Genomic DNA, 18,284 nt, shown 5'->3' on the forward strand with positions numbered 1-18,284 from the left:
ACTTGGTCAAGGCGTCTCTTTGAGTTGCCCATCAACATACTTGTGCAATATGCTGGCGATGAGGGTCTGATAGGGTAGCCCTTCCGCCAGCGCCCGTTTTTGCAAAGCTACAAGGTCACGACTGGAAATGCGAATGTTGATTCGCTTATCCTTCTTGAACGTTGCGGCGGCATATTGGCGATGCTCTTCCAATTCCCTGTCAAGATCGACAACAGATTTGAGCGCGCCATGCTCAAATGCTTCCAGAATCTCTCGCTCTTCTTCGTCTAACTGAATCATGTTTGCCTTCCCACGTATTTTTTTGTTGCCTTTCGACTGGGAATAATCGTCTTGAGAAAAATCTCCGTTTCTAATTCAACATACGGAACCAAATAGGCGTAACCGTCAACGATAATGACGGAAATCTTCTGACCCGGATACCGGTCCTGGTTCGGGTGGTCAAAAACGTCTACTTCGTCGCCATTTGCAATGTGAAATACTATTTCCTCGAATGAGATACCGCGTTGGCTTTTTAGAATCTCATTCTTGTCGGGATGCCAATTGTAGTATTTCATGAGCGAATAGTAGCACAATGTACATCTGATGTCATCAGATAGGGACAAAAGTCTTGCCGAAAACGCTTTTCATCGCGCTATTGCAAGGCAAGTTGGGGGAGGATGAAGCGGAAAAGGGCGAGGAGGTCGAGGCCGCAGAGGCCCAGGGCGAGGAGGGCGGGCAGGAGGAAGGCGGTAGGGGGCCAGCGGCGGCGCAGGGGAGTGAGCCAGGCGGCGGCGCCGATGGTCACGGCGATGGCGATGGGGATGAGGGCGGAGAAGAGGTAGCGCCCCTGGGGTTGGACGAAAGTGACGTTGTAGCCGAGGAAGAGGGCGGCGCTGAGGAGGAATATGCCCCAAAGGAGGAGGGCGGCGGCGCGGGGGAGGCGGGGGCGGTGCGGGCTGCGCCAGGAAAAGAGCCAGCCACCAACGGTCAGGCCGCCGCCCAGGAGGAGGATGCGGTAGACCCATGCCGGCATTGGCACGCCCATCCACCCAAATTGCCCCCAGAAACTCTGAAAGGTGGTGCGCAGGAGGGTGGTGAGGGTATAGCGCCAGCCATACTGCCGCACCCACTCGTCGGTGCGTGGCTGCCCGACGACGACGCGGTTATGGGCGGCGGCTCCCAGCAGGTCGAATCCGCCATAGATGACCAGGTTTCGTCCCCACCAGAGCGCGCCGAGGAGAAATGCCGGCACAAACACCCCCACCCCCGCGCGCCACAAACCACGCCAATCCCCCCAACAACGCCACAACAACGTCAGCCCGGCGATAGGAGCCATCATATACGTCGTCGCCTTCGTCACAAACCCTGACCCCAACAACAGCCCCAGCAGCGTCCAGGTGCGCCACCCCACCTCGTCCTGAGAGGCCACAACCCGCAGCAGCACAAGCAGCATCGCCGCCACCAGCAGTTCCGCCAGGTTGTCATTGTTCACGGCAGCCATCATGGCCACATGCTGCGGCAAAAAAGCCACAAACGCCGCCACCGCCGGCGGCAACCAACCGTGCCCCGGAAAAAGCCGCGTGGCAATGACGAACGCCAGTGCCACCACCCCCGCGCCCAGCAGTACCGACACCAGCCGCATCGCCAGCAGCGAGCCGCCGCTTAGCAGGTAGACGGGCAGTTGCAGCAGGTAATACAGCGGCGGCTGATGATCTTCGTACGTGAAGGAGGTAACGCTATATTCCGGCGCGAAAAGGGCGTCAATAACCTGGCTTTGATAGGCCTGATCGTAATCGCCGGGGGCGATAACGGGTAGATGCCCCGCCGCCAACTGGCGCACATAGTTGTAGTGGGCGGGTTCATCCGGCGACTGCCAGGGCGGCGTATAGATAGCGTAGAGGACGCCAATGCCCAAGTAGGCAGCCAAAATCAGCGGCAGCCACAGCTTTTGTCGCATGGAAGTGCCTTATCGTCCCAGGCGGGCCAATTCGTCGGCGACAACATCCGCCTCCAACTTCTTGAAGAGCGGGGCGGGCGGGGGGAGTTGACGTCCGGCGGGAATTTCCGCACGCTGCCAGCGTCCTACCGCGCCCTGGTCGTCGTAGGTGAGGGCGGTATGGTCGCCGCGCCCTTCGTGGTACGTCGCAACTTTCCCTACGCCAAACAGTTGACCCGGCTCACCCAGATAGGCGTGCAGGCGTTCACTCGTAAACGGCGTCACGGGGGCAAACAGTACCTTTAGACCGTTGATGGCTTGCAAGGCCGTGTACAGGGAGCGCGCCGTGGATGGACGGTCCGTTTTGGCCGTGGTCCAGGGGCTGGTTTCCTCCAGATACTGATTGACGCGGGTTGCCAGGGCCATGGCTTCCTTCATGGCCGCGCGGAACTTGCAGCCATCGTACAAGTCGCCAATGGCGGCGAATCCCGCGTCTATTTCCGCCAGCAGGTCCGTTTCCCGCGCCGTCACGGGACCGGGATCGGGCACGATGCCCTTGAAGTAGCGGCGCGTCATGCTGAGGACGCGGTTGACCAGGTTGCCCCAGTTGGCGACCAGTTCGGCGTTGTTGCGTTCCACGTACCCTTCCCAACTCCAGTCGGAGTCGCGGGTTTCCGGCATGACCACGGTGAGGTAGTAGCGCAGCGGATCGGGGTCGTGGCGCGTGAGGGCGTCCAGCATCCACACGCCCCAATTGTGGCTGCCGCTTATTTTGCGCCCCTCCATGTTCATGAACTCGTTGGCGGGCACATCGTAAGGCAGATTCAGCCGTTTGCTTTCGTCTGTTTCGTAAAGGCGTTTTGCGCCCAGCAGTTGCGCCGGCCAGATAATGGCATGGAACGGGATGTTGTCCTTGCCCACGAAGTAGACGGTACGCGCGGCGGGATTGTACCACCAGTTTTTCCATGCTTCTGGCTGCCCGTTGTTTTTGGCCCACTCAATGCTGGCGGAGAGGTAGCCGATCACGGCTTCAAACCAGACGTAGAGGACTTTGCCTTCCCAGCCAGGCATGGGTACTTCGATGCCCCAATCCATGTCGCGGGTGATGGCACGCCCGTGCAGCCCTTCGTTGAGGATGAGATTGCGGGCGAAGTTGATTACCTGGGGACGCCAATGCTCCTTGTCGTCTTGGATCCAATCTGCCAGTCCATCCTGGGCCAGTTTCTCCAGGTCAAGGAAATAATGCTCCGTATCGCGCAATTCCAGGGCCGTGTCGTCCTGTTTACTGCGTGGGTTGACCAGTTCGCTGGCACTCTGGAAGAGGGTGTTGCAGTTGTCGCACTGGTCGCCGCGGGCGCGGGTGTAGCCGCAGTTGGGGCAGGTTCCTTCCACGTAGCGGTCGGGGAGGAATTTGTTGCTGGTGGGCGAGTACATCTGCGCCGTTATCTGGCGGTAGAGATAGCCGTTGTGCAGCAGGGCGAGGAAGATGTCTTGGGAGACCTGGTAGTGGTTGTCTGTGTCGGTATGTGTGAATAGGTCGTAGTGGAGGCCAAGCTGCATGAATAGTTGCAGGAAGCGTTGATGGTAGTATTGGAACACCTCCTGCGCGGTTTTGCCTTGCTCTTCCGCTTTGACGGTGACGGGCGTGCCGTGGCTATCGGAACCGGAGACCATGAGGACAAGGTTGCCACGCAGACGATGATAACGGGCATAGATGTCTGCCGGCAAATACGACCCCGTTACGTTTCCTTGATGAATGTCTGCGTTGGCGTAGGGCCACGCTACACAGACGAGAATGTGTTCAGGTTGGTTGAGTGTACTCACGCTTCTTCCTCGATTTCTTCTTCTTCCTCTTCCTCTTCTTCGAATTCCTCTTCCGTCAACTCCGTGAGCAGTTCGGCCAGCAGCTCAAAATCATCTTCGTTCACCGAGAGGTAACTCTCCGGCTTTTGCAGCAGTTTGCGGAAATTGGGTTCGCTTTCCAATTCCACGGAGTCGAGTGCGATGGCATTTTCCAGATTGCGCGCCTGCACGTCCCAATCCAGCGGCAGAATGTAAATGGTTTCCCCTTCGCTGCCTTTGGCGGACATTTTGCGCTTCGTTTCGATAGGCGGTCCGGTTACAGTGGCGACGGCGAAGAATACGCGCGGTTCAATGGCGTAATATATGAAGCGGTCGCCCGGTTTGACGTCCGGCGCGCCTGCTTCCATGATCGTCATGCGCTCGCGCAGCGCGGCGATGGAGCGGTCCTCAACGTCAACGAGACTGATAGAGCGAACAAACAGGTGGGCGTCGGTTGTGGGGCGTTCGCGGCGGCGGGCAATTTTGCGCCGCTCCGCTTCCGTCTCATCCAAGATGTTTTGCCAGATGCGTTCCTGAATCTGGATGTTGAGTTGGGCGATTGTGCCATCATCGTATGCCACCTTCATTTTGGGTGGGTTCAATTCCAGGACGGTGTAAGAGCCTATGCGATTAGCGTATTTCTCTCCTGCTTGAAACATGTCGTACTCCTGCGAGGAAGGTAGTCAGTGGGCAGAGAAGTTGCCAGTGGGTCGTTGTCGGTTTTTCGTGGGCTGCGTGCTGATTCCAGTTGAGGCGCATTGCCCACGGGGAACGCTTGCGAGAACAGGTTGGGAATGAACGCGGGTAAAACCAGAGTCCGCGAAATCCTGATAGTTTTCATTCCTCACGGTGCGCTGCGTGCATGGGGAGATCTCGCAAAATAGGACACGGATGAACACGGATAGCCCCGGAATTCACGTGATTGGCGAAATCTGTATTGAGACGCGCAACCGGCCAGCAAGTGATACGGGCGACTGTCAAAAAACTGCGCGGCATAGTACCGCTTTCGTCGCTGTCTGGCAAGTATTTTGCGGATAGATTGGCGTGACTGATGGTTTTTGGATGGCGTTCCCCAGGGTGCGAAGCGGGGCAACCGTGCCGGTGGTAGGCTCAAGCAACGGGCGGGTAGGGACGAACACTGTTCACGAGCTGTTGGCGGTCTGGCGCGGGTTGCCGCGAGCCAGCAGGATCAGGCAAACAAGGGTGAGGATGAGGGCGGCTATTTGGAGGACGTGGAAGCCGCTGCTGGTGAGCCAGGCGTTGGCGCGGAAGGCGTCTACGAAGAGCCGCCCGGCGCTGTAGATGCTGGTGGTGAGCAGGAAGAGGGAGCCGGCGGGGTGGCGCGGCGGGATGGAACCCCACCAGACGGCGAGCGCGGTGAGGCCAACGACGATTTCGTATAACTGCACGGGATGGCGGCGCACGCCGTATTGGCTGATGCCCCAAGGGAGGTTGGTGGTGGTTCCGTAGCCGGGACCGCCGAGGAAGTCGGCGAGGCTGATGAAGATGAGGCCGGCAATGATGCCTGGGATGAGGGCGTCCAGGGTGGCGGCGGGGGGGGCCTGGCGCAAACGGGCGTAGAAGAGGGCGGCGGCGGCTCCGATGAGCAGTCCGCCCCAGGGGGTGAAGCCGCTGTTGATGGGCCAGATGATGCCCAGGAGGTTTTCCTGGTAGGCGGACCAGTGGAGGGCGACAAAGGTGAGTCGGGCGGCGAGAATGCCGGCAATTAACCCCGTCGAAGCTACACCATAAATCAGGGCTACGTTGAGTTTTAGCGCCCGCGCCCCGCGCTCCACCAGTGACAAGGACACCCACAGCCCCAGAATGACGGACAGGGGGGCCGTGGGAATGACGGCGGGGCCAATGCTTACCGTGGGCAACATCGCCTAATCCTCCAATAATCGCTGCACGCGGCTTTCCAGGATGGCCCGATTGAGGATGCCGCTGTACACCTCGGTGACGACGCCATCTGCGTTGATAAATATGGTGGTGGGCAGGGCGCGGATGCCATAGGTGTCGTTGACGGTGTTGTCTTCATCGACCAGCAGGGGATAGGTGATGCCGTTTTCGTCGCGGAATTTGATGATTGTGCCGGCATTTTCCCCCTGATCCACCCCCAAAAAAGCCACCCGCCCGTTAAACTTGCGGCTCGTCGCCTGCAAATCAGGCATCTCCGCGCGGCAGGGCGGGCACCACGTCGCCCAGAAATTGAGGACGACCGGCTGGCCGCGCAAGTCGCTGAGCGTGAGCGACTCGCCATAGCTGGTGGGCAGCGTAAAATCGGGGGCCATGTAACCCGCCAGCGGCGCTTCGGTGAGATTGGGGATACCCGTGAAGGCGACAATTGGCTCGCGGGAGAAGACGATCCAGGCGCCCCCGAGGAAGGCGACCAGCAAAATGAGGATAGTCCACCGGAAGCGCGTCATGGGAGGCAGTCTAGGGGGCAACTTGTGTGAGCGGCAGCAGGAGACTGTCTGACCGGAACGATTCCATATTTTCGGGATAGCCGGTGAGGTCGTGCGCCATCGCGCCGTCAATGCGAATGGGGATGATTTCACCCGGCGGCAGTTCGCCCGGCACGAAAATGAGGCCGTCCACTTCGGGAGCATCGCGGTAGCTGCGTCCTACGCTGACGCCATCGCCGTGGCCGTCGATGAGGACGGGCAGGGTGTGGCCGACGAATGTTTGATTCTTTTGCAGGGAGATGCTTTGTTGCAGCAGCATCAATTCTTCGCGGCGGGCTTCCTTGACCTCATCGGGAACTTGCCAGGAGACGGTGGCGGAGGGGGTGGTGGCTTCGTAGGAGTAGGTGAAGACGCCGACGCGATCAAAGCGCAGTTCTTGCACGAATTGCCGCAGGCCGGCAAATTCCTCGTCCGTCTCGCCCGGATAGCCGACGATGAAGGTGGTGCGGATGGCGATGTCGGGCATGGCGGCGCGTAGTTTTTCCAGGGTGCGGTAGACCCATTCAATGTTGGCGGGGCGGCGCATCCGTTTGAGGGTTTCGCGGTGGCCGTGCTGCAAGGGGATATCCAGGTAGGGGAGGATTTGCGGGTGGCGGGCCATGACGTCGATGAGTTCGTCGGTGACGTAGCCGGGGTAGGCGTACATGAGGCGAATCCAGGGCAGGTCGGGGACGGCGGTGGCGATTTGGTCGAGGAGGGTGGCGAGGCCGTTTTTCAGGCCGAGGTCGTGGCCGTAGTCGGTGGTGTCCTGGGCGATGATGATGAGTTCTTGAATGCCGGCATCTCGCAAAGCCCGCGCCTCTTCCACAATTGCCCGCGGCGGGCGGCTGGTGTGCGTTCCCTTGATTTGCGGAATCGTGCAGAAGGCGCAGGGACGCCGGCAGCCATCGGAGATTTTCACGTAAGCGGTCGCACCCTGGACGGCGGCGCGTAGCACCCCTTTTTCGTCCGTGCCTACGGTTTGGGCGGATTCGGGCAGGTGGTAGAGGGGGCCGGGGCGCTTGTGGCGGCGCAGTTGGTTGATGAAGGGGATAATGTCCATCCAGCGGCGCGTGCCAATGACGCCGTCGATGCCGGGCACTTCGCCGATCAGTCGTTCGCTGAACTGTTGGGCCATGCAGCCGGCGGCAATGACGAGTTGATCCCGTCCTTTTTGCGCCACGAGGTCGCGCAAGATGGTGATGGATTCCTGGCGCGCCGGTTCGATGAAGCCGCATGTGTTGACGATGAGAATGCCGGCATCCGCCGCGGCCCCCACCGCCGCAAACCCGCCATCATCCAGCAAGGCCGCCATGCTGTCCGAATCCACACTGTTCTTGCTGCAACCCAGCGTGATTAAATGATACTGCCGCTTTCGCTTCTGCTTACTCATATCTGATTTTCATCGCTATCCGGCCGGCTAGTTCCCCGTCGTGTTCCAGGTTTCGTCCACAACCTGGCCGCGCCCACCCAGTTTACCTAACTGAATGTCGTTGATCGTCACAAAAACGCCAATCGCATTCCCCGTGAGCAACTGGGCTTGCTGTTGCGCGGTCCATTCCATCGTCTCTCCCTGCCGCCCCAATCCTTCATAAACAACGTCGCCGTCAATGGTCACGCGCAGCCAGGTGCGTTCCGTAATTTCCAGGCGCAGGTTGATCTGTTCCATCGTTGCCGGCAGTTTCGGTATCGTGGCCGTCGGTGTGGGCAGGTCGATCACATTGCGGCTGGTAGAGATCATGGCTTCATCAATGCCGGCAGCAGGCGTTACATCGGGTAGCACAGTCGCCTGCGGCGTACTCGTTTCCTCGCTCCCATTGAGAATGGCGTTCACTGCCGCGGAAACGTCCGCGTCACTGGTGTCATTGTTCAAAAAGAAACGGTTCACGGTCAAGGCAATAACCACGATCAAAGCCACGATAATCGCCAGACGCACAAACGACTGCGGATCGCGTCCCTTTTCCCCCATGTCCACGTTCACGGGATTGAAAAAAACGCGATCTTCTCGAGGAGCCAGCGGGTTTTCTGGTGAAATATCGCCGCGATTCGTTGGTACGGGTGGGGCCAGATAATTCTTGCTCACCTCGTACCGTTCCAGCAGCGGCTGCGGGTCCAGTTCCAGAAAGCGCGCATAATTGCGCAAGAAACCGCGCACATGCACCGGTGTGGGCAGCGCCGCATAATCGCCGCGCTCCAGCGCTTCCAGAAATTTCATACTGATCCGCGTTGCTGCCTGCGCCTGGGCCAATGTCAGCCCCTGCGCCTCGCGCGCCTCACGCAGAATACTGCCAAGTTCATCCACGTTTGTCACCGTTTGGGAGTGTATGGGAGAACGGCGGCGTCAATCAGGCCGCCCTGACTTTTTCGCTACCAAGCATCGTCATTTTGAAGAAAACGTGTAACTATTCACGTCTCCGAGAGATTGGACCAATTTTGTAGACATCAATAAGATTCAACCAGAGCAAATTGGTCCAATCTGGGCAGATGACCTGTATAGTCACGAAAACGTAACTACCGCCCATTCATGTCTTGTGCGCGCTTTCCGTGCCCTACTCGCCAAGAGTAGCCTGCGCGCGGCTCTTCTGAATCACTGCTGATTGGCCGTCCTGGAAATGAAAAGCCACTGAATCAAGGCAGTGGCTTTGCTGGACTGAGGATGGAGATGTTTCAATGACCAGGAGCGTCGGACAGGTGGTGACGCGCCACATAGCAAGCGATGGTTACTTACGCCACTTCCGCTTCGGCGTCCGTCTCTTCCGCTGCTTCCTCGTCCGCTTCCACCGCGCCTTCTTCACGGATCACGACGGTTACTGTCGGGTGAAACTCGGCGGAGAGGCGCACGGGCACGTGATGCTTGCCCAACTGGCGCAGCGGCTCGCTGACGACCAGGCGGCGATCCAGGTCAATGCCCAGGGCCGCATTCAACGCTTCCACTACGTCGGCGGTGGTTACGGAGCCGTACAGTTTGCCCGTTTCGCCGGCTTTGGCCTCGAAAGCCAGTTCCGTGGCGGAAATGCGCGCGGCCAGAGCGGCAAACTCGGCTCGCTGTTGCTCACGGCGGGCAGCGGCGCGCTGCCGCCATGACTCAGCCTGTTTCATTACTTTAGGGCTGGCTTTCACGGCCAGGCCGCGGGGGATCAGGTAGTTGCGCCCGTAGCCGTCAGCCACGGCGTAAACTTCGCCGGCATATCCCAGATTTTCCACATCTTCTTTCAAGAGAACTTTCACAGCCATTTACTCCAGATTCAGGTTTTATGATAGCAATCGTTGATGGTATCAAAGCTAGGGGGTTTTGACAAATTTCGGTGTACGTGTGCCGGCAATTCTCATCTTACACGGTTTCATATGGAGGCGGGCGAGTTTTCGGGGGAGGGGGGAGCGGCGCGGTAAAGGCAAAAGACCTGCCAGGTCTTGCAAGACCTGGCAGGTCTGGTCGGTGAGATTATTTGCCGAGGCGTTTGCGGAATTCGGCGGAGAGGGCGGGGACGACTTTGAAGAGGTCGCCGACGATGCCGTATTGCGCCAGTTTGAAGATGGGCGCTTCGGCGTCTTTGTTGATGGCGACGATGACTTTGGAGGTGCGCATGCCGGCCTGGTGCTGGATGGCCCCGCTGATGCCGCAGGCGACGTAGAGGTCGGGGCTGACGGTTTTGCCCGTTTGCCCGACCTGGTGGTCGTAGGGAATCCAGCCGGCGTCTACGGCGGCGCGGGATGCGCCCAATGCGCCGCCGAGGACGTTGGCGAGTTCTCGCACGGGAGCGAATCCTTCAGGACCGCCCACGCCGCGCCCACCGCTGACGATGATGTTGGCGTCGGTGAGGCTGATGCCGGCATCTTTTGCTTCCATGCCAATAATCTTCGTGGGGATGTCGGCTTCTGCTTTGGCCGGGGAGACCCATTCCGCCGCGCCCGTTTTGCCCGTGCCCGCGGCGGCGGGGAAAGCGCGGCTACGCAAGGTGACGATCTGGAGGCTGCTCTTGACGTAAACGGTGGCCAGGAGTTTGCCGGCATACACCGGACGAGTCACCTTCACCCGATCTCCTTCTACCGCCAACGCAATGCCATCGCTGACCATGCCGGCATCCAACGCTGCCGCCACCCAGGCCGCCAGATCGCGCCCGGTCGTGGAGCCGCCTACCAACAGCGCTTGCGGACCGCGACTGCGCGCCAGATCGGCCAGCAGCGAACCGGCGGCTTCCACGCGGAAACGTGCCAGCGAAGCATCATCACAGCCGACCACGGCATCCGCGCCGTGGTCAAAGGCGCTGGCGGCAACGTCGCCCACATTCTGGCCGAAGACCAGCGCCGTGAGGGGCGCGCCCAGGCCATCACTGACGGTGCGGCCCGCGCCCAGCAGTTCCTTGCTGATGGCCTTCAGTTGACCATCCTGATGTTCGATGAAAACCCATACGCCGCTCATATTACCTTCTCCTCAAACAACTTGTCCGCCAGAATGCGGGCCTGTTCTTCGGCGGTGTCCGCTTCGATTAGCTGCACAACGGTGTTGCGTTCGGGCAGCGGGTAGACGTGGGACCAGTCGGCCTGGCTGGCCGCCGCGCCCACGCCGCCGTCCACGTCCAGGTCCGCCGCTGACCAGACGGGGATGGTGGCCCGGTTGGCCTTGCGGATGCCCATGAAGGAGGGGTAGCGCGGCTCGTTGATCTCTTTGACGACGCTGATGACTACGGGCAGGGGGGCGGTGACCGTTTCTTTGCCATCGTCAATGAGGCGTTCCACGGTGATGGCGTCTCCGGTCACTTCCTTGATGGCGGAGACGAAGGTCAGGGGGGTCCAACCCAACTTTACGGCCACTTGCACCGGCGTTTGCCCGGTGTCGCCATCGATGGCCTGCTTGCCGAAGACGGCGATTTGGGCGTCATCCACTTTGCGGATGGCGGCGGCGAGGACGCGGGCCGTGCCCAGGGTGTCGGAGCCGGCAAAGGCGCCGTCATTGACGAGGATGGCTTCGCCACAACCCATGGCCAGGCAGGTTTTGAGCTGTTCGCTGCTGGAATCGTCCCCCATGGTGATGGCGATGGCCTCGGCGGCGCCGTGGTTTTCTTTGAGGCGGATGGCTTCTTCAACGGCGTATTCGTCCCAGGGATTGAGTACAACCGGCTTGCCGCCCGGGTCTTCCCAGCGGGCGACACCGTTGTCAACGGAAAAGACGGCCGTTGTACTCGGTGTTTGTTTGATGCAAACAACTGCTTTCATGTAGTCGTTACCTCCTATGAAATGATGATGTATGAGGTATGAGGTATGAAGCGTGATCATGCCTCATGGTTAGTTCCTTTGTCAGGACTGAGGTTGACCCGTTGCGAATTGACGAGTAGATGGGGCCATTTGTCTCAGGTTTCCATTAAGTGGGTTTTGTTCAAGGATGCGAACTGGGCGGCGTAGGCGTCGTTGGTGAATTCGAAAGTGGTGGCGCGCCAGGAGAATCGGGTGATTTTGAGGGCGTCGCGGATGGCTTTTTTTTCGGGGCGGGCGGCCTGGGGCAGGCGGCCACGGAACCAACTGAGGATGCCGGCACTCACTGCCCCTCCCCCACCAATCGCCACCAGAAGTTTGAGCCAGAGGAGAAATGCCGGCATCAACCACCACACCACCGCCGCCGCCGCCAATCCCCCCACCACCGTCACCAGCATACCCAACCGCTGCTGCCGCTCCTCCGCGCCGGAAAGCCGCCCCAACTCCGCCTGGCACGCCGCGCAAACGGGCGCATCAATCAGGCGCGTGCGCCGCCCCATGCGCTGGCGCACCGTCATCAATGCCGTGGCCGGAGTCATGTCGTGAACGCATTGCCCCGGAAAGCGGACCGTTTGCCCGACGCGCACCTTGATTTTGACTTGCGTACTCATGGGAGATGGTGGTTAATAGTTGACGGTTGGTGGTGAATGGTTTTCGGAATAATCGGCGCAGTTCGTGACAGTTTTTCCGCTTCAGGCAGGGGGCATCTGCCATTCTTCGGCATCGTATGGGGGCAACTCGCAACGTAGGGGCTTGTCCTCCCGATTGCCCAGCAAATAATCCGCCTGCATCAACTGGTGAATCTCGCTGGTGCCTTCGTAAATCATGGCCCCGCGGCTGTTGCGTAAGTATCGCTCCACGTCGTACTCATCCGAATACCCATATGCCCCGTGAATCTGGATGGCTTCGTGGGCGGCCTGGAAGGATTGGTCGGTGGCATACCATTTTGCCAGGGATACTTCGCGGGTGTTGCGCTGGCCCTGGTTTTTCATCCAGCCCACGCGCAGGTAGAGCAGGCGGGCGCAGTCGTACCATTGCTGCATCCAGGCGAGTTTTTGCTGGACGAGCTGGTAGTGGGCGATGGGGCGGCCAAAGGTGTGGCGTTCCTGGGCGTATTTGAGGGAGGCTTCCAGGGAGGCGCGGATGAGGCCGGTGGCCCCGGCGGCGACGGTGTAGCGCCCGTTGTCCAGGCAGCTCATGGCGATTTTGAAGCCTTCACCTTCTTCGCCGATGCGGTGAAATGCCGGCACGCGCACCTCATCACAATGCACCCAACCCGTCGAACCGGCCCGCACCCCCAACTTGCCATGAATATCGCCCGTCGTCACCCCGCGCATATCCCGCTGCACCAGAAACGCGCTCAACCCCTTGTGCGCCGGGCGTGCATCCGGGTCCGTCTTTGCCACCCAGAGAAAATGGTCCGCCTTCGTCGCCAGGCTAATCCACATCTTCTCCCCGTTGAGGACATAATCATCCCCATCGCGGCGGGCCGTGGCGCGCATCCCGGCCACGTCGGACCCCGCGCCCGGCTCCGTCAGGCAAAAGGCGGCCACTTTCTCCCCCTTCGCCTGCGGCGTGAGGAACGCTTGCTTTTGCGCCTCCGTGCCCCATTGCAACAGCCCCATGCTGTTCAAACCCATATGCACGGACATGATCACGCGCAGCGGCGAGTCCACCCGCTCCAGTTCCTCACACACCAATCCCAGCGTGACATAATCATACCCCTGACCGCCGTAGCGCACGGGGATGTTGATGCCCAAAATGCCCAACGCCGCCATGCGCGGCAGCACGTCCGGGTTCATCGACTGTTCCCGATCATACTGTTTGATGGTCGGATACACTTCTTTTTCGGCGAAATGGCGCACCATCTCGGCGGCGGCCAACTGTTCAGCGGTGAGGGAGAAATCGAGCATCGCGACGACTCTTGATAGGAGGTAGGGTATGCTTCTACGCGGCGGTGTCCAGGTGCATTTGCCACAGCCCGGATGCCAACTGCGCGGAGATTATAACGGTATCCAGAGAGGGGAGCAAGGAAAATGACGCTGTGCGTTATAAACAGGATGTTCTTTATTGATTGGTGAATGGGTGAATTGTTGAATGGTTCATGTCTTTCTTGCGAACAGGTAGTTCACCGGTTAAAAAACCCGGTTTCTGGGCGTTGCACCTGATTTCAAGGGCGGAGAAACCGGGTTTGGGTCCACCGCAAAGATGAACGCGCCTCCCTGGCTGTAAAGCAGCGTGAGCCGCGGGTTGCGGCGGAGCGTGGCGGGGTTGAAAAAACCGCCCTTGACGCCGACGAAGATGTGCGTCACGCCTTGTTGCCGCAGCCAGTCTGCCGCCGCCGGCGTGGACCAGTCCGCCATTTGCGCGGCGGATTCGTTGAAGGCGCTGACTTGCCGCGCCAGGGTCGGATCATAAATGTAATCCACGGGAGGGGTGGTGGTTTGGCGTCCGGTGAGGGGGAGAATCCAGGCTCCGCCGTCGCTGGCGGCCCAGGTGCTGCCCAACCAGCGCCAACTGTTGACGGCGACTTTGGCCGTGGCGGGGATGTTGGCGTCCAGCCATTGCAGCGCGGCGGCGTCGGCGGGATTGGCGAGGAGGGTTTGTTCGTTGAGGATGGTGATTTGCTGATGGCCCCCGAAGAGGAGGAGGACGACGAGCAGGCCGCCGGCCAGCAGCCGCGCCGCGTTTTGCGCCGCCGGGCGCTGTCGCCGCAGCCAGCGGGCGGCGCGCCAGAGGAGCAGGCCAAAGAGCCAGGCGAGGGGGATGAAGAGGGTGATGTAGGCGCTGTTCAGGTTGACGAGCCAGGAGCTGGGAATGCCCGGCAGCCGCCCGGAGATGAGGAGGAGGGTGGTGGTGACCCAGAGGCCGAGGGTGATGGGCAGCGCGGCCCAGGGGCGCCGGCGCCAGGCGGCGTAGAAGGTGTAGAGGAGGCCAATGCCGGCAAAAACGAGGAACCAACGCTCCCATCCGGCCTGGACGTAGCCAATGGGGAAGGCGTTGTAGCCGGCAATGGCGGAGGTGAGTTGCTTGCCCTGGTTGAACTGCCAAAGCTGTATCCAGCGGGGCAGGGTGAGGGTGAGGGCCAGGAGGGCGGCGGCAGCCAGGGAGCGGGTGCGCCGGGCGTGGCTGGCCAGCCAGGCGAGGGCGGCGAAGGGGAGGTAGAGGAGGAAAACGCGGATGTGAATGAGGAAAATGCCGGCACTTAACATCCCCACCGGCCACCAACCTCCGCGCCAATGCCGGCCGCCACGCAGTATCTGCCACGTTAGCGCCAGCAGCGCGGGCAAGATCAGCAGTGCCGTCAACTGCGTAAAACGGCCCCAGGTGGCGTAGTAGGCGGGAAAGAAAAAGGGCACGGCCACCAGGAACGCCGCCGCCAGACTGCCGCCGCGGTGGCGCGTGACCAGCCATGTGGCCGCGTAGATGACCAGGGGGATGATGCTGTTGAGCCATTGACCGAGGTAGAGGAGAAATGCCGGCAGCGTCCATCCGCCCATCAAATCAAGACTGGCGGCAATCGCATGAAACCCGTAATGGTAGGGGGCGCGGGCTACCGGCAGCAACGCGCCGTAGTTCGTGGGGAAGCGCCCGCCGGCGACCATCACCTCCGTGATCAGCGCGTGGCGGCTGGCATCCACCCAGGGGGGGAAGGCCAGGTCGCGCACCGCCAGCAAGCGCAGCGACAGCGCGAGCAGAAGCAGCAAAATCAACGTTCCGTGCGCCGCCGCATCGCGCTTGTTTTGGACGCCTGATTTGCGTGCCACATGCCGGGCGCGGAGCAGGATCACGCCCCAACCGGCGAGCAAAACCAGCCACAGGGACCAGCCACGCCACCGCCCGCCCACCAGGCTAAGCCAGAACCAGAGGAGGGGCCAGGTGGCCGCGCCCAACGCCAGCGAGATGCCCCACCAGGCGGCGCGGTCCCAGCGGCGCGCGGGCGGGAACAGCGGCAGCAGTAAGCCCCCCGGCAGGCCGAGAAATGCCACGGTCAGCACCAACAGCCCCCCTTCTTGCCACAGGGTCTGCCCCAACCAGGCGAGCGCCTGCCCCCATCCTAACTGATAGCGTGTGACCAGGCGTAGCGCGGCGGCGTCTGGTCTGCTGCCGTCGGTCCATTGCAACTGGCCTCTCTCAATTACGTTCAGGCTGTATGCCCAGGCGCTGACGGTATTGGTCTCGTCTCCTTGCAGCGTCAATGTGTAGGTGTGGTTGGCGGAATGGGGCTGGCGCGGCAGGCGCAGCACGAGGCTCTGGTTATGGCTCAGGTTGGCAGCGGACCAGGATTCCCGCGCCACAACTGTTTGTGTGTCGTCCCATAGCGATAGGGTGAAGGTTCCTGTTTCGTCGTCTCTATCCGGTTTTGCCAGGAGGATTTCGACTTCTCGCAGGCCATCTTGCCGGGGGACGAAGGTTTGTTGCAGGGTGTGGGTGGGGGAGAATGCCGGCATTGCCCTATCCAGGCGCGTCTGGTTCAAATCTACTGCCAGGATGGCCGGCGGCCACCTCAGCAGCACAGCTGCCGCCAGCGCCAGCAACCCGCCCAGCAGCCAGACCGTCCCGTGCTTCCATCCGTGCCGCCCCCGACCATTATCCTGCATCCATCACCATTCCTGGTCAAAAAAAAGCCGCCCGATTGCAAAATCGGGCGGCCTCATCATTCTGGTGGCGCTGACTGGATTTGAACCAGTGACCTAGGGCTTATGAGTCCCCCGCTCTGCCACTGAGCTACAGCGCCGCAGCAGACAAAATTATAACCAATTTCCCACAGCCGACAAGCGGACAAGCGGCAAAACCATAACCTTAGGGTTCGTACAAAATTAACTTTGGACTATCCGACAAGCAAGAACCCTTCCAGCGCATCTGTTGTTTCCAATCTTAAATACGGATGCGCCCTCAATAAATACGAACGCTCTCTGGAGATTGGACCATTTTCACCAAAGAAAATTGGTCCAATCTGGCTTAGCAGTTACAAACCTTAAAGGTCTTGGAGACCCTTAAGGTTTGGCGCGAAGTGGTGGCCTTTGCCAGATCCAGAAAACCGCGCCTTTTCCGGATCGATATTTTTCTGGATTGGCCTTATACGCCTTTCAATTTCGCCACCAGGTCAACATAAGACTGCATGGCCGCGTCGTTGCCCATCCCTTTCAGTTTGGCCCAGGCATCGTACTTGGCGCGCCCGACGAGATCGGTAAAGCCCGGTCGTTTGCCGCTGGCGTCGCCCGCCGTGGCCTGCTTATACAGCGCATAAAGCTGGAGCAGCGTCTCATTGTCCGGGCGCGTGGGCAGCTTCTGCGCCGCCGCCGTCGCCGCTGTAAACTTCTCTTGTAAATCGCTCATGGTAATCTCCTTCAAAAATGTAGGGCGATTTTCCAAATCGCCCGCCCGATTTGGAAAATCGGGCTACGACGGCACACCATTTTCATTCATGGTGGTCGGCGGCAGCCGGTGAAGTCTCCTGCGATAATGAGGACTGTCAGTCCTGATTGGCTTGAGGCTTTTTCGGTACGCAATGGGTATCTTCTCAATTAGGTGGGGCGAAGTTGGTTGAGCCTGTCGAAACCAACGGCCTTCGACAAGCTCAGGCCGCGGTTCCCCCGAAATATTGAGAAGTTACCGGAATGGGATCGTTTGAATGCTGAAAAAGCCTGGGGCATCATCCTGGCGGCACAAACGTGATGGGCACAGGCACAAACACCAGCACAAACAAGAGCAGCGAAAAAATGGCAATCGCCCGTCGTCGTGGGTCCAGTGGCGTCACGTCATCCAGTGGCTCGGCGTGTCGGTTGCCCAACAGCAGCAGCAACAGCACCCAGAAACCCCACTGCAAGACGTTTTGCGTGACCAGCGCCCCCAGCCCCAACAAGCTAATCAGCACCGGCCAATACAGCCGTTTGGCCCATTTGCCGGAAAGCACGTAGGCAATGTGGCCGCCATCCAACTGCGCCACGGGCAGCAGGTTCAGCCCCGTCACCAGTAGCCCCACCCAACCGGCCCAGGCGACCTGGTTCAAGCTCACATCGACCGCGCCATCGGGCAGCATCCGCCCAAACAGCACGATTTTCAGGAAAGCGTACAGCAGCGAGTTGCCTTCCAGGACGTAACCGCCGCCGGCATCGATCGGGCCAACGGAGGACATTTTCAATCCGATGATCAGTAGCGGGAGGGCAAAAACCATGCCCGCCAACGGCCCCGCCGCGCCGATGTCCAGCAGCGCCCGCCGGTTCGTGACGGGCGCCTTCAGTTGAATGAATGCGCCCAGCGTGCCGATCAGCGAGAAGGGCATGGGGATGAAGTAGGGCAGCGTGACGGCCACGCCGTGGTGGCGGGCGGCGAAATAGTGCCCCAGTTCGTGCGCCCCCAGGATGAGCATGATGCTGAGGCTGAACGGCAGCCCTAGCCAGATTTCCCGCAGCAGGTTTTGCCCGGTAAAGGCCGGGTCGCTGGCCGCGCCTACGTAAAGGGTGGAGATGATGGTGACGATGAGCAGCAGCAGGTTGATCCGCGGATTCGAAGGGGGGGGATCAAAGACGATGGACATGGCGATGAGGACGGGTTCGCCATCTTGTTGCCGCAGCAGTGGCGTAAAGCCCTGGGGTTGAAAGCGGCGGCGCACTTCGATGAAGCTTTCGCCCGCGTCGCGCATAAATTGGCCGCGAAAACGGACGTAGCCGGGGTGGGGTGAGCCGATGGTCATGTCTTCAATGACGTACAGATCCGCGATAGATTGTCGCAGCCCGGCGACCTGTTCCAGGGTAATGTTGTTTTGTATCGGACCGAACATGAGGGTGATGTCCTGTTGCGTGAATAGAGACTGGCGCAGCCTCAAAGGC

17 protein-coding genes and 1 tRNA gene are annotated in these 18,284 nt (G+C 60.3%); all 18 read right to left on the reverse strand.

The window, feature by feature from the left end; all coding sequences use genetic code 11:
* Positions 1–6: 6 nt before the first annotated feature.
* Positions 7–279: an antitoxin gene (locus tag H6650_02965; protein MCB8950953.1), complete on the reverse strand. Its 273-nt coding sequence runs from the start codon at positions 277–279 to the stop codon at positions 7–9.
* Positions 276–554, reverse strand: coding sequence for a BrnT family toxin (locus H6650_02970; GenBank protein MCB8950954.1), 279 nt, complete (start codon positions 552–554; stop codon positions 276–278). The genes H6650_02965 and H6650_02970 overlap by 4 nt, the downstream gene beginning before the upstream one ends.
* 77 nt (positions 555–631) lie before the next feature.
* Entirely contained in the window at positions 632–1,936 is a 1,305-nt protein-coding gene (locus H6650_02975) for a DUF2142 domain-containing protein (protein ID MCB8950955.1), read from the reverse strand.
* A gap of 9 nt (positions 1,937–1,945) precedes the next feature.
* A complete protein-coding gene (gene metG / locus H6650_02980) occupies positions 1,946–3,739 on the reverse strand; it encodes a methionine--tRNA ligase (GenBank protein MCB8950956.1) in 1,794 nt (597 codons plus the stop codon).
* The gene (locus tag H6650_02985; protein ID MCB8950957.1) at positions 3,736–4,416 is read right to left on the reverse strand and encodes a hypothetical protein; all 681 of its coding nucleotides are present in this window, start codon (positions 4,414–4,416) and stop codon (positions 3,736–3,738) included. The genes metG and H6650_02985 overlap by 4 nt, the downstream gene beginning before the upstream one ends.
* Positions 4,417–4,899: 483 nt before the next feature.
* Positions 4,900–5,640: a prolipoprotein diacylglyceryl transferase gene (locus tag H6650_02990; protein ID MCB8950958.1), complete on the reverse strand. Its 741-nt coding sequence runs from the start codon at positions 5,638–5,640 to the stop codon at positions 4,900–4,902.
* A 3-nt stretch (positions 5,641–5,643) separates the two neighbouring features.
* Complete coding sequence (locus H6650_02995) at positions 5,644–6,183, reverse strand: TlpA family protein disulfide reductase (GenBank protein MCB8950959.1); 540 nt, start codon at positions 6,181–6,183, stop codon at positions 5,644–5,646.
* 10 nt (positions 6,184–6,193) lie between these two features.
* Entirely contained in the window at positions 6,194–7,594 is a 1,401-nt protein-coding gene (rimO, locus tag H6650_03000; protein ID MCB8950960.1) for a 30S ribosomal protein S12 methylthiotransferase RimO, read from the reverse strand.
* A gap of 27 nt (positions 7,595–7,621) precedes the next feature.
* Complete coding sequence (locus H6650_03005) at positions 7,622–8,503, reverse strand: helix-turn-helix domain-containing protein (GenBank protein ID MCB8950961.1); 882 nt, start codon at positions 8,501–8,503, stop codon at positions 7,622–7,624.
* A 422-nt stretch (positions 8,504–8,925) separates the two neighbouring features.
* On the reverse strand, positions 8,926–9,429 hold the full coding sequence (locus H6650_03010; protein ID MCB8950962.1) for a 50S ribosomal protein L9: 504 nt from the start codon (positions 9,427–9,429) through the stop codon (positions 8,926–8,928).
* A 214-nt stretch (positions 9,430–9,643) separates the two neighbouring features.
* Positions 9,644–10,621 (reverse strand): electron transfer flavoprotein subunit alpha/FixB family protein, encoded by a 978-nt coding sequence (locus H6650_03015; protein MCB8950963.1) that lies wholly within the window; start codon positions 10,619–10,621, stop codon positions 9,644–9,646.
* On the reverse strand, positions 10,618–11,415 hold the full coding sequence (locus tag H6650_03020) for an electron transfer flavoprotein subunit beta/FixA family protein (GenBank protein ID MCB8950964.1): 798 nt from the start codon (positions 11,413–11,415) through the stop codon (positions 10,618–10,620). The genes H6650_03015 and H6650_03020 overlap by 4 nt, the downstream gene beginning before the upstream one ends.
* Positions 11,416–11,549: 134 nt before the next feature.
* Complete coding sequence (locus H6650_03025) at positions 11,550–12,062, reverse strand: hypothetical protein (GenBank protein ID MCB8950965.1); 513 nt, start codon at positions 12,060–12,062, stop codon at positions 11,550–11,552.
* An 81-nt stretch (positions 12,063–12,143) separates the two neighbouring features.
* Entirely contained in the window at positions 12,144–13,364 is a 1,221-nt protein-coding gene (locus H6650_03030) for an acyl-CoA dehydrogenase family protein (GenBank protein ID MCB8950966.1), read from the reverse strand.
* 222 nt (positions 13,365–13,586) lie between these two features.
* Positions 13,587–16,052, reverse strand: a complete 2,466-nt coding sequence (locus tag H6650_03035; protein MCB8950967.1) for a hypothetical protein — start codon at positions 16,050–16,052, stop codon at positions 13,587–13,589.
* A 62-nt stretch (positions 16,053–16,114) separates the two neighbouring features.
* A tRNA-Met gene (locus H6650_03040) sits at positions 16,115–16,189 on the reverse strand.
* A gap of 341 nt (positions 16,190–16,530) precedes the next feature.
* The gene (locus H6650_03045; GenBank protein ID MCB8950968.1) at positions 16,531–16,791 is read right to left on the reverse strand and encodes an acyl-CoA-binding protein; all 261 of its coding nucleotides are present in this window, start codon (positions 16,789–16,791) and stop codon (positions 16,531–16,533) included.
* Between the two features lie 316 nt (positions 16,792–17,107).
* The gene (locus H6650_03050; GenBank protein ID MCB8950969.1) at positions 17,108–18,280 is read right to left on the reverse strand and encodes a site-2 protease family protein; all 1,173 of its coding nucleotides are present in this window, start codon (positions 18,278–18,280) and stop codon (positions 17,108–17,110) included.
* Positions 18,281–18,284: the final 4 nt, after the last annotated feature.

The organism is Ardenticatenales bacterium (assembly GCA_020634515.1).
Taxonomy (GTDB): domain Bacteria; phylum Chloroflexota; class Anaerolineae; order Promineifilales; family Promineifilaceae; genus JAGVTM01.